Origin of the sequence: Leifsonia shinshuensis, assembly GCF_031456835.1 — a bacterium.
GTDB lineage: Bacteria > Actinomycetota > Actinomycetes > Actinomycetales > Microbacteriaceae > Leifsonia > Leifsonia shinshuensis_C.
In genome coordinates this window covers 698,063-709,542 of sequence record NZ_JAVDVK010000001.1, presented here as the reverse complement: position 1 = coordinate 709,542, position 11,480 = coordinate 698,063, and the positions used below count along the sequence as shown (strand labels likewise).

The 11,480-nt window shown below is 71.0% G+C and carries 9 protein-coding genes; 4 read left to right on the top strand and 5 right to left on the bottom strand.

Annotated features, from left to right (window positions below):
- Positions 1 to 11: 11 nt before the first annotated feature.
- The 3 genes from J2W45_RS03545 to J2W45_RS03535 form a co-directional block, all read right to left on the bottom strand.
- Positions 12 to 1,388 (bottom strand): ABC transporter substrate-binding protein, encoded by a 1,377-nt coding sequence (locus J2W45_RS03545; RefSeq protein ID WP_310129067.1) that lies wholly within the window; start codon positions 1,386 to 1,388, stop codon positions 12 to 14.
- Positions 1,389 to 1,433: 45 nt separating this feature from the next.
- On the bottom strand, positions 1,434 to 3,143 hold the full coding sequence (locus tag J2W45_RS03540; RefSeq protein ID WP_310134892.1) for a glycoside hydrolase family 13 protein: 1,710 nt from the start codon (positions 3,141 to 3,143) through the stop codon (positions 1,434 to 1,436).
- Between the two features lie 154 nt (positions 3,144 to 3,297).
- Positions 3,298 to 4,311, bottom strand: coding sequence for a LacI family DNA-binding transcriptional regulator (locus J2W45_RS03535; RefSeq protein ID WP_310129066.1), 1,014 nt, complete (start codon positions 4,309 to 4,311; stop codon positions 3,298 to 3,300).
- 74 nt (positions 4,312 to 4,385) lie between these two features.
- Here J2W45_RS03535 and J2W45_RS03530 point away from each other — a divergent pair, with 74 nt between their 5' ends.
- Positions 4,386 to 5,219 carry a UbiA family prenyltransferase gene (locus J2W45_RS03530; protein WP_310129065.1) on the top strand — a complete coding sequence of 278 codons (834 nt, stop codon included), beginning with the start codon at positions 4,386 to 4,388 and terminating at the stop codon, positions 5,217 to 5,219.
- On the opposite strand, the gene J2W45_RS03525 is transcribed toward J2W45_RS03530, so the two are convergent.
- Positions 5,201 to 6,598 (bottom strand): MFS transporter, encoded by a 1,398-nt coding sequence (locus tag J2W45_RS03525; protein WP_310129063.1) that lies wholly within the window; start codon positions 6,596 to 6,598, stop codon positions 5,201 to 5,203. The genes J2W45_RS03530 and J2W45_RS03525 overlap by 19 nt on opposite strands.
- 75 nt (positions 6,599 to 6,673) lie before the next feature.
- A complete protein-coding gene (locus tag J2W45_RS03520; protein ID WP_310129062.1) occupies positions 6,674 to 8,023 on the bottom strand; it encodes an LCP family protein in 1,350 nt (449 codons plus the stop codon).
- A 245-nt stretch (positions 8,024 to 8,268) separates the two neighbouring features.
- Between J2W45_RS03520 and J2W45_RS03515 the strand changes: the two genes are divergently transcribed.
- The 3 genes from J2W45_RS03515 to J2W45_RS03505 are packed head-to-tail and all read left to right on the top strand — an operon-like array spanning position 8,269 to position 11,464.
- Entirely contained in the window at positions 8,269 to 9,483 is a 1,215-nt protein-coding gene (locus J2W45_RS03515) for an epoxide hydrolase family protein (protein ID WP_310129060.1), read from the top strand.
- 12 nt (positions 9,484 to 9,495) lie between these two features.
- Positions 9,496 to 10,437, top strand: a complete 942-nt coding sequence (locus J2W45_RS03510; protein WP_310129058.1) for an alpha/beta hydrolase — start codon at positions 9,496 to 9,498, stop codon at positions 10,435 to 10,437.
- Positions 10,427 to 11,464 (top strand): redoxin domain-containing protein, encoded by a 1,038-nt coding sequence (locus J2W45_RS03505; RefSeq protein WP_310129055.1) that lies wholly within the window; start codon positions 10,427 to 10,429, stop codon positions 11,462 to 11,464. The genes J2W45_RS03510 and J2W45_RS03505 overlap by 11 nt, the downstream gene beginning before the upstream one ends.
- Positions 11,465 to 11,480 lie beyond the last annotated feature (16 nt).

Below are 11,480 nucleotides of genomic sequence, written 5' to 3'. Positions count from 1 at the left end.
GTCTGTATTCGTCACTTATCGGCGTCGACGAGCTTCTGGATGTCGCTGTCGACCTTGCTGAGCAGCTGGTCGATGTCGGCCTTCTCATCCGTCAGCACGGCCTGGACGACCGAGTCGAGCGCGCCGTACAGCTCCTGCGTGTGCTTGTTCGGCTCCGGCACCAGGGAGGCGTCGAAGATCTTGTCGGTGAACGGCGCCACGTTCTCCTGCGGCACGTTCACCTCGTCCGCGATCCACTCCATGTTCTGGTCGTAGGTGGCCTTGTCGAACACCGGGAGCGTCGGGACGCCGACCGGCTGGTTCGACTTCACCAGCACCTTGGCGTCGGCGATCGCCTGCTCCTTGTTGAGCAGCTTCTGCATGTAGTAGAAGTCGATCCACTTCACCGCGGCCTCCTTCTGCGCCTGCGACGACTTGGGGCTGACCGCCGCCACGTTGCCGCCGACGAGCACTCCGGCGTCGCTGTTCGCGCTGTCGATCGGCAGCATCGTCAGGCCGTAGTTCTTCGGGTCGACGTTGTTCTGCTGCACCAGCGAGGTGAGCACGTCCGAGCCGGAGGGGTACATCGCGATCTGACCGGCGCCGAACGCCTGGTTGATGCCGCTCCAGTCGAGCAGGAAGTTGCTGCCGACCGAGTCGTCCTTCCAGCGGAGGTCGTGCAGCCACTGCAGCGCCTCCTTGGTGACCGGGTTGTTCGTGGTGACCTTCGTCTTCCCGCCGTCAGTGGTCTCCATCCGGCCGCCGCGCGAGTAGACCGTGGTGGTCAGCTCCCAGCCGCCGGTGTTGCCCTGCGTCATCTGCATGTAGCCGGCGACGCCGGGGACCTTCTCGGCGATCGTCTTCGCGTCGGCGCGCACCTCGTCCCAGGTGGTCGGCGGCTTGTCCGGGTCGAGCCCGGCCTTCTGGAAGATCTCGCGGTTGTAGGACAGGCCCATCGCGTACGGTCCGTACGGGATGCCGTAGATCTTGTCGCCGGACTTGGCGACCGCCAGCACGTTCTCGTTGAACTTGTCGGCGTAGGGCAGCTTCTTCACCTCGGCGGTGATGTCCGCGAGCTGGCCGGCCTGCAGCAGCGACTGCGAGTCGGTGAAGGGGACGTTGAACACGTCCGGGAGCGTGCCGCCCGCGAGCTGCGTCGCGAAGGTCGGGCCCGTCCACTGGTACTCCTCGGACTTGATGACGATGTCCGGGTTGGCCTTCTCGAACTCCTTCACCCGGTCGTCGAAGGCCTTGAAGGCGGCCTTGTCGCTGCCCGGGATGAGGCTGGCGACGGTGATGTGGACCTTGCCGTCGGCCGCGTCGCCGCCGGCGGACGAGCATCCCGCCAGGAGACCCGCTCCGGCGAGGGTGACCGCGGCTACGGCCGCGATCGTGCGTGGTGACTTCATTGTCTTGACCCTTTCGAGTGCGATGTGTTGCGTGGATGGTGCGTTTCAGGTGGTGAGGTGCCCCGCGGGCCGGGCGTGCGTGCGCAGCCAGGCCGTGGAGTCGGGAGGGAGCAGCCCGCCGACGAGCGGGCTGCTGCTGAGGAGGATCGCCTGGTGCTCCGGCAGCGGCACCGGCGCGGCGGAGAGGTTCGTGACGCTGGTGAAGACCGGCCCACGCGCGAAGGCGAGCACGCCGTCGGGGGCGTCCAGCCACTGCAGCGAGCCGTCGCCGAGTCCCGGCTCGGCGCGGCGGATGCGCAGCGCCTGCCGGTAGAGCCAGAGCATCGACGACGGGTCGCTCTGCTGCGCCTGGACGGTGAGCCCGGCCCACTCCGCCGGTTGCGGCAGCCAGGGAGGGGCGCTCGCGCCGTCCGGGCTGAACCCGAACGGTGCGGCGGTCCCGCGCCACGGCAGCGGCACCCGGCATCCGTCGCGCCCGGGGTCGATGCCGCCGGACCGCTCGTGCATCGGATCCTCCCGCAACTCGTCCGGCAGGTCCTCCACCTCCGGCAGCCCGAGCTCGTCGCCTTGATAGATGTAGAGCGATCCGGGCAGCGCCGCCGTGAGCAGCGCGGCGGCGCGGGCCCGGCGGCGGCCGAGCTCCGGGTCGGTGGGCGTGCCCTTGCGCTTGGTGGCGAAGGCGAACGACGAGTCCTCGCGGCCGTAGCGGGTCACCGCGCGGGTGACGTCGTGGTTCGACAGCACCCACGTACTGGGTGCGTGCACGGGAGCGTGCGCCCGCAGCGTCTCGTCGATGGAGGCGCGGAGCTCGCGAGCATCCCACGGCCGCGCGAGGAAGTCGAAGTTGAACGCCGTGTGCAGTTCGTCGGGGCGCAGGTACGCCGCGAACCGCTCGATGTCCGGCAGCCACAGCTCGCCCACCAGCACACGGGCGCCGGGGTAGCCGTCGGCGAGAGCCCGCCAGGCGCGGTAGATGTCGTGCAGCTCGTCGCGGTCCTGTGTGGGATGCGCGCCCGGCGCCGGCTCCTCGGGCACTTCGGGAAGGGACGGGTCCTTGACCAGCAGGGCGGCCGAGTCGATGCGGACGCCCGCGACGCCGCGGTCGAACCAGAAGCGCAGGATGTCCTCGTGCTCGCGACGCACATCCGGGTGGTTCCAGTTGAGGTCCGGCTGCTGCGGGCTGAACAGGTGCAGGTACCACTCGCCGGGCGTGCCGTCCGGGTTCGTCGTGCGCGTCCACGTGTCCCCGGAGAAGTTCGATCGCCACCCGGTGGGCATCCGGTCGCCGTCGGGCCCCAGGCCGCGCCGGAACCAGAACCGCTCCCGCTCCGGGGAGCCCGGTCCCGCCGCGAGAGCCTCCTGGAACCACCGGTGACGGTCGGAGACGTGGTTGGGGACGACGTCGACGATGGTGCGGATGCCGAGGGCGAGCGCGTCCCGGATGAGCGCCTCGGCCTCGGCGAGGTCGCCGAACGCCGGGTGGATGCGGCGGTAGTCCGCGACGTCGTACCCGCCGTCGGCGAGCGGCGACGCGTACCAGGGCGTGAACCAGAGCGCGTCGACCCCGAGATCGGCCAGATACGGCAGGTGCTGGCGGACGCCGGCGAGGTCGCCGACCCCGTCGCCGTTCCCGTCGGCGAAACTGCGGGGGTAGATCTGGTAGATGACCGCGCTGCGCCACCAGTCGGGATCGTCGCCGGGAAGCGTCGGGAAGCCCGCGCCGCGCGCCGCGGTCGCGGTGCTGTCGCCGTCCATCACGGAGAGATCCACGCTCAGCCTTTCGGTCGTCGGAGCCGACGGACCGTGCGGCGCCGTCGTCGTTCACCGAAATGTAGCTAAGCCGACAGAATGACGCAAGAACTCAACAATACGTAATTGGTTTGCGCACTTTTGCGTGCGATTGCGTGTTTCAGGCCATGTGCGGGGCCGGGCCGGTGGATCCGCGGACCACCAGCTCGGGCTCGAACAGCAACTCGTCCCGCAGGGCCGAATCGCTCGAGATCTGCCGCAGCAGGAGTTCGATCACCGTGCGCCCCATGGGCTCGATCGGTTGCCGGATGGTGGTCAGCGGAGGCTCGGTGCAGTTCATCAGCGCAGAGTCGTCGTAGCCGACGATCGACACATCGCCGGGCACCGAGAGCCCGGCCCGGCGTGCTGCGCGGATCGCCCCGAGCGCCATCGGGTCGCTCGCGCACAGGATCGCCGTCACGCCCGCGGCGAGCAGGCGGGCGGCGGCGGCCTGGCCGGCCTCGAGCGAGTAGAGCGAGTGCACGACGAGGGACTCGTCCAGAGGCGTCCCCCATCCGTCGGCCAGCCGGCGCGCCGCCTCCAGCTTGCGCTGCGACGGGACGTGGTCGCGCGGCCCGAGCAGCAGCCCGATCCGCTCGTGGCCGAGGGAGCGGAGGTGGCTCAGCGCCTGCTGCGTGGCGACGGTGTCGTCGCACGAGACCGTGGCGAAGTGCAGCGAGTCCACGGGCGCGTTGACCAGCACCGTCGGCAGGTTGAGGTCCGCCAGGCGCCCGTAGTGCGTGTGGTCCGCATCCTGCTGCGCGTAGGCGCCGCCGACGAACACGACGCCCGACACCTGCTGCTGCAGGAGCAGGTCGACGTAGTCGGACTCCGTGATGCCGCCGGCCGTCTGCGTGCACAGCACCGGTGTGTAGCCGTTCTGCGCGAGCGCGCCGCCGATGATCTCGGCGAACGCCGGGAAGATCGGGTTCTGCAGCTCCGGCAGCACCAGGCCCACCAGGCGCGCGCGCTCCCCGCGGAGCTTGGTCGGCCGCTCGTACCCGAGCACGTCGAGCGCGGTGAGTACCGCGCGGCGCGTGGCCTCCGAGACACCGGGCTTGTCGTTGAGCACCCGGCTCACCGTCGCCTCACTCACCCCGACCTTGCGGGCCACCTCGGCCAGACGTTTCGACATGCCGACAGTGTACGCAAGTGTTTGCGTATTCGCGCAAGATCTTTGCAGCCGGGGATCGGGATACGATGACCAGCATGGCGAAGAAGGTGCTCTCCCTCCTCCTCGCCAGCCATCCCGGCCCCACCGTCGTCGTGACGGTCATCGCGACGGGCCTCGGACTCGGCCTCGGCTATCCGCCCCTCCGGCTCGCCGTGCTCGCCCTGGCCGTCCTGCTGGGCCAGCTCTCCATCGGATGGTGCAACGACTGGCTCGATGCGGCGCGTGACCGCGCAGTGGCGCGCACCGACAAGCCGGCGGCGCGTGGGGATGTGTCCGTCGCCACCGTCCGTGCCTCCGCCTTCGTGGCGCTCGTCGGCGGCATCCTCGTCACCCTCCCGCTCGGCGCAGGCGCGCTGGTCGCCCACGTCATCGCGATCGCGAGCGGATGGGCGTACAACCTCGGCCTCAAGGCCACCGCCTGGTCGTGGCTGCCGTTCGCCGTCGCCTTCGGGGTGCTGCCCGCCATCGCGACCCTCGGCCAGGAGACGCCGGCGCTCCCCCAGTGGTGGGTGTTCGTCGCGGGCGCCCTCCTGGGCGTGGCGGCGCACGTGACCAACGTGCTGCCCGACCTCGACGACGACGCCCGCACGGGCATCCGCGGCCTGCCTCACCGGCTGGGCGCGCGCGTCAGCGGGCTGCTCGCCTTCGCGGCGCTCGCGGTCGCCACGCTCCTGATCACGTTCGGTCCGGGCCTTCCCGTCCGTCCGCTGCTGATCGTCGGGCTCGTCATCGGCCTGGCGGCGACCGTCGCCGGCGTCGTCCTGCTGCTGCGCCGCAGCCCGACGCGCCTGCTGATGCAGCTCATCATGACCTGCGCCATCGTCGACGTCGCGATGCTGGCGCTCTCCGGTCAGTCCGTCACGGTCTGAACCTTCGCCGCCGCCCGGGCGCGGTTCTGGATGCCGACGGCCGAGACCACGCCGCCGACCAGCAGCAGCAGGGCCGCGGTGAGCATCGCGCGGTGGAGGCCCGCCGTGTCGAGCGTCCCGCCGATGATCATGCCCGCCGCCGCGATCGCCAGCAGGCCCGCGATGCGCGAGACCGCATTGTTGACGGCGGAGGCGATGCCCGCCTGCTCCGGGTGGATCGCGCCGAGGATCGCGCTGGTGAGCGGTGCGACGGTGATGGAGAGGCCGACGCCGAACAGGAGGACGGCGGGGAGCAGCGTGGTCCAGTAGTTCACGTTGCTGCCCATCATGAGCAGCCAGACGAACCCGGTGGCCGCGATCATGGGACCGACCGCCATGAACAGCCGGGGACCGTAACGCCCGGCCAGACCGCCGAACAGACCGGACAGGAGGAGCATGCACAGGGTCGACGGGATGAAGACGAAACCGGCGGCGATGGCCGAGAACCCGGCGACCTGCTGGAGGTACAGCGTCACGATCAGCGGACCGAACGAGAGGGCGGCGTAGACGAAGAACGTGGCGATGTTGCCGACCCAGAAGTTGTGCACGCGGAACAGACCCAGCGGCAGCATCGGCTGCTTCACGCGGGTCTCGACCACGAAGAACGTCGCGAGGCAGAGCAGTCCGACGACCAGCGGGATCCAGACGCGCGGGTCCGACCAGCCGTACGTCCCCTGCTCGATGAGTGCGAACACGGTGCCGGCGAGGCCGACCGAGCCGAGGACCGCTCCGACGTAGTCGACGCGGCCGCCCCTCCCCGTGTCCGTGGTGCCGAGGGTCATCATCAGCACGAGCGTGATCGCGATCGGGATCACATTGATGACGAACACCCAGCGCCAGCCGAGGGTGTCGACGAAGATGCCGCCCACCACGGGACCCGCGATCATCGCGACGCCCGTCCACGCCGTCCAGCGGCCGATCGCCTTCGCCTGAGCGGGCCCCTCGAAGCGGGAGATGATGATCGCGAGGGAGCTCGGCACCAGCAGCGCCCCGGCGACACCCTGCAGTGCCCGCGCGAGCACCAGGAAGATGCCGGTCGGCGCGAATGCGCACAGCAGCGACGTCACGCCGAACCCGATCAGCCCCGCGTAGAGCACGCGCTTGCGCCCGAACACATCGGAGAGCGACCCGGCGATCAGGATGAGCGACCCGAGGGTGACGAGGTACGCATCCACCACCCACTGCTGGAGTGGCAGCCCACCGCCCAGATCCCGTGAGATCGCGGGCAGCGCGACGTTGATGACGGCGCCGTCGAGGAAGGCGACGAAACTCGACAGGATCGCGATGATGAGCACCCGAAGCTGGAGCGACGTCATCGGCTCGATCCGTGTGTTGGTCATGTCCTCAGTTAACGTGTCCGGCCCCGGTCGTGGCAAGCGCGATGCCCCGCCCCGCCCCTCGGAAGGCGGAGCAGGTCAGTCGTTGCCCTTGGTGCACGTCTGCTGCGCGGCGGTCTGACCCGTGATCGTGGAGGGCAGCTCGACCGGCGCGCCGGCACTGTCCGTCGGCGCCGGGGTGGCGCCCGGCGCGGGCGCCGCGGGAGCCGCGGGCGCGGCGGGGGTCGCCGGGGTCACCGGCGAGGGTTCGCCGCCCGCCCCGGCGTCGGGCGCCGGCGATGCGGTCGCGGTCGGATCCTCCGCGGCCCGGCCGGTGGAGCCCGTCAGCTTGACCGGCTGGTCGTTCACCAGGGCCTCGTCGAGCGCATCCGCCGCCGAGTCCTGAGGCACGACACGGTTCGGGTTGTCGGGATCCGTCACCGCCGGGTACTGGACGAAGACCATGTTGTCGAGCCCGGTGTCCTTGAGCGCGAGCGCGATCTGGACGAGGGTCGTCGGATTCGTGAGCGTCTCGGACGGCGTGATGTTGTTGACCGCGGCCTTCGCCAGGGCGTAGAGCTCGACCGGGTTGGACAGCACGCCGCCGCTCACGACCTTGCGGGCGAGCGCCGAGAGGAACACCTGCTGGTTGGAGATTCGGCCCAGGTCGCTGCCGTCGCCCACGCCGTGGCGGCTGCGCAGGAACGACAGCGCCACATCCCCGACGATCGTGTTCTCACCGGCCGGGAGGTCGAGCGGCGGGTTGGTGTAGTCGTCGGTGACCGGGCTGGCGAGGCAGACGGTCACGCCGCCGACCGCACTCGACATCGCGCTCACGCCGTTGAAGTTGATGACCGCGGCGAACGGGATGGTGAGGCCGGTCATCTTGGACACGGTGGCCACGACGCAGTTCAGCCCGCCGCGGGAGAGCGCGGTGTTGAACTGGGCGTAGGAGCTGCCGTCGATCGTGCCCTGACCGTCGGGAGACGGGCAGTCCGGGATGGGGACCATCAGGTCGCGGGGGAAGCTGACCACGACCATGCTCTTGTGGTCCTGGGCGATGTGCAGCAGCATCGTCACGTCGTTGTTGCCCGCGCCGCTGCTCGCATCCTGCTCGTCGGCGCTGTTGTAGACCCCGCCCAGGTCGCTGCGGCTGTCGGTGCCGGCGAGCAGCAGGTTGACGCCGCCGGGTATCGCGGACACGTTCGGGATGTCCTGCGGGATCGCCGAGTGGCCGGGCAGCGCCTGGAGGTGGACGCCGGTCTTGATCGAGTGGGCGACATCCCAGACGGCGTAGGCCGCGACCGAGCCGACACTGACGACCACCACGGCGACGAGTGCGGCCAGCAGCTTGAGCGCCGCCACGCCGCCACGCCTCCGCGGCAGCCGGCCGTGACGCACGCCCTCCGGTCCGCGGGCGCGCTGGTGACGTCGCGGCAGATCGGTCATCGGCATCCCTCGGGTCGTCGGTCGTTGTCGAAATCCTAGTCGGCGGCGCTTTCCGTCCGCTGCGAGACGCGCTCGGCGGATGAAGGGGTTCACACACGCACCCTGCCGCTGCGGGGTTCCCCCCAATTCCGTGTCCAGCGGGGACGGCGGTGGGGGTTTCCCGGATGCCGCGGGCGCCGCGCCCGGTCCAGTCTCGGACCGCGGCGGCCGACCGGCCGCCGGTCACGCGACCCAGGAGCTCTACCATGACCATCGCCGAACCCCGCCCGGACGCCGACAGCTCCCCCGCCGCCGTCCGCCCCTTCACGTACACCGCCTCGCAGGACGAGCTCGACGACCTCCGGCGCCGGATCCGCGCCACACGCTGGCCGGAGCGCGAGACCGTCGACGACACGTCGCAGGGCGTCCGCCTCGAGACGATGCGCGCGCTCGCCCAGTACTGGGCCGAGGACTACGACTGGCGCGGCGTCGAAGCCCGGCTGGCCGACCTCCCCCAGTTCACGACGGAGATCGACGGGCTCGACATCCACTTCATCCACGTGCGCTCACCCCACGAGGACGCCCTTCCGATGATCGTCACCCACGGGTGGCCCGGCTCCATCATCGAGCAGCTCAAGATCGTCGGGCCGTTGACCGACCCCACCGCCCACGGCGCGGACGCCGCCGACGCGTTCCATCTGGTCATCCCGTCGCTTCCCGGGCACGGCTTCTCCGGCAAGCCGACCGCGACCGGGTGGGACCCCATCCGCATCGCCAAGGCCTGGGCCGAGCTCATGACCCGGCTCGGCTACGACCGGTACGTCGCGCAGGGCGGCGACTGGGGCAACGCGGTCACCGAGCAGCTCGCGCTGCTCACCCCGCCCGGCCTGATCGGCATCCACACCAACATGCCGGCCACGGTGCCCGACGCGATCCAGAAGGCTCTGGATGCGAAGGAGGAGCCGCCCGCCGACCTGAACGACGAGGAGCGCGGCGCCTGGAACCAGCTCGCCTTCTTCTACGCGCACGGCCTCGCCTACGCGCAGGAGATGGGCAACCGCCCGCAGACCCTGTACGCCCTCGCCGACTCCCCCGTCGGCCTGGCCGCGTGGATGCTCGACCACGACGCCCGCAGCCACGACCTGATCGCCCGCGTCTTCGCCGGCGGCTCGGAGGGCCTCAGCAGGGACGACGTGCTCGACAACGTGACCCTGTACTGGCTCACGAACACCGCCGTCTCCTCCGCGCGGCTCTACTGGGAGAGCAAGCTCGCGTTCTTCGCCCCCAAGGGCGTGCCGCTCCCGACCGGGGTCAGCGTCTTCCCCGACGAGATCTACGCCGCTCCGCGGACGTGGGCGACGGCGGCGTACCCGCACCTCATCCACTTCAACCGGCTCGACCGGGGAGGGCACTTCGCGGCCTGGGAGCAGCCGGAACTGTTCTCGCAGGAGATGCGCGCCACCTTCCGGTCGCTGCGCTGAACCGGCACGGACATGACCGAACTCCGACAGGTGGATGCCGGCGACCTGAACGTCGGCTACACGGACAGCGGACCGGCCGACGGCCCCGTCGCGCTGCTGCTGCACGGCTGGCCGTACGACCTCCACAGCTTCGACGCCGTGGTGCCGCTGCTCGTGGACGCCGGGTTCCGCGTCGTCGTGCCGTCCCTCCGCGGCTACGGGACGACGACCTTCCGGGATCCGTCCGCGCCCCGCAACGCGCAGCAGGCGGTCTTCGCGCTGGACGCCGTCGCCCTGCTGGATGCGCTGAGCATCCGGTCGGCGGTGGTCGGCGGCTTCGACTGGGGCGCGCGCACGGCCAACATCCTCGCGGCGCTGTGGCCGGACCGCTGCCGCGCCCAGGTGACCGCGAGCGGCTACCTGATCGGCAGCCGGGCGGTGAACGCGCAGCCGCTGCCGCCCGCAGCCGAGCTCGCCTGGTGGTACCAGTTCTACTTCGCCACCGAGCGCGGCCGCCTCGGCTACGACCAGAACCGCGTCGAGTTCGCACGGCTGATCTGGCACACCGCCTCCCCGGGGTGGGACTTCGACGACGACACCTTCGCCCGCTCGGCGGAGTCGTTCGCGAACCCCGACCACGTCGACATCGTCATCCACAACTACCGGTGGCGGCTCGGGCTCGCGGAGGGCGACCCGGCCTACGACGAGCTGGAGGACCGGCTCGCCGCGCGGCCGCCCATCGCGGTGCCCGCCATCACGCTCGAGGGCGACAGGAACGGCGCGGCGCATCCCCCGGCGTCCGCGTACCGGTCCGCCTTCACCGGACCGTACGAGCACCGGGAGGTCGGCGGCGGCGCCGGCCACAACCTCCCGCAGGAGCGGCCGGAGGTTTTCGCCCAGGCGATGATCGACGCGGCGCGGATGGCGGACGAGCGCGACGCCGTCGCAGCGGGCGAGGTGCGTCATGGCGGATGAGCGCGAACGCGGGCCGTTCCGGTCCCTGGCGCACCGGCTGGCGGGCGACCCCGAGCGGCTGCCCGACGAGGGACGCCTCCCCGGGTTCTCCCGGGCCACCGGCTGGCTGAACAGCGAACCTCTCACCCCGGAGGGGCTGCGGGGCCGCGTCGTGCTGGTCGACTTCTGGACCTACACGTGCGTCAACTGGCTGCGGACGCTGCCCTACCTGCGGGCCTGGCACGACAAGTACGCGGCATCCGGGCTGACGATCGTCGGCGTCCACACCCCCGAGTTCGGGTTCGAGCACGACCGGTCCAACGTCACCGCGCGGACCGCCGCGCTCGGTGTCCGCTACCCCGTCGCCGTCGACGACGACTACGGGGTGTGGGAGGACTTCGCCAACCACTACTGGCCGGCCCTCTACCTCGCCGACGCCGACGGGAGGCTGCGGTACCACCACTTCGGCGAGGGCGAGTACGCGCGCACCGAGATGATGATCCAGCGGCTCCTGCTCGACGCCGGAGCGGCGGACCTCGACCTCGACCTCGTCATGGTGGAGCCGGCGGGGCTCGAGGTGGCCGCCGACTGGCGGGACCTCCGTTCGCCCGAGACCTACCTCGGCTACGGGCAGAGCAGCGGGTTCGTCGCCGAGTCGCCCGAACGCTACGATCGCCCGTGGCCCTACGAGACCCCGCGCGAGCTGCCGCTCAACGGCTGGGCGCTGTCCGGGCGCTGGACGCAGGCCCGCGCAGCGGCCGTCCTCGACGAGGCGGGCGGCGGACTGGCGTACGCCTTCCACGCGCGCGACGCGAACCTGGTGATGGGTCCGGCCGCGGGCGAGCCCGGCATCCCCTTTCAGGTGCTGCTGGACGGGCATCCCCCCGGCGACGCGCACGGCACCGATGTGGACGCGGACGGCCGCGGGACGCTCGACCGTCAGGACACCTTCCAGCTGATCCGGCAGAACGGCGGCATCGCCGAGCGGGTCATGGAGGTGCGGTTCGAGCGGGCGGGCGCGGAGGCGTACTGCTTCACCTTCGGGTGACGGGCGGCAGGTCTCC

Coding starts and splice junctions, on each gene's coding strand:
- J2W45_RS03505 (WP_310129055.1), top strand. CDS start 10,427: ATGGCGGATGAGCGCGAACGCGGGCCGTTCCGGTCCCTGGCGCACCGG.
- J2W45_RS03510 (WP_310129058.1), top strand. CDS start 9,496: ATGACCGAACTCCGACAGGTGGATGCCGGCGACCTGAACGTCGGCTAC.
- J2W45_RS03525 (WP_310129063.1), bottom strand. CDS start 6,598: ATGACCAACACACGGATCGAGCCGATGACGTCGCTCCAGCTTCGGGTG.
- J2W45_RS03530 (WP_310129065.1), top strand. CDS start 4,386: ATGGCGAAGAAGGTGCTCTCCCTCCTCCTCGCCAGCCATCCCGGCCCC.
- J2W45_RS03520 (WP_310129062.1), bottom strand. CDS start 8,023: ATGACCGATCTGCCGCGACGTCACCAGCGCGCCCGCGGACCGGAGGGC.
- J2W45_RS03545 (WP_310129067.1), bottom strand. CDS start 1,388: ATGAAGTCACCACGCACGATCGCGGCCGTAGCCGCGGTCACCCTCGCC.
- J2W45_RS03515 (WP_310129060.1), top strand. CDS start 8,269: ATGACCATCGCCGAACCCCGCCCGGACGCCGACAGCTCCCCCGCCGCC.
- J2W45_RS03540 (WP_310134892.1), bottom strand. CDS start 3,143: ATGGACGGCGACAGCACCGCGACCGCGGCGCGCGGCGCGGGCTTCCCG.
- J2W45_RS03535 (WP_310129066.1), bottom strand. CDS start 4,311: ATGTCGAAACGTCTGGCCGAGGTGGCCCGCAAGGTCGGGGTGAGTGAG.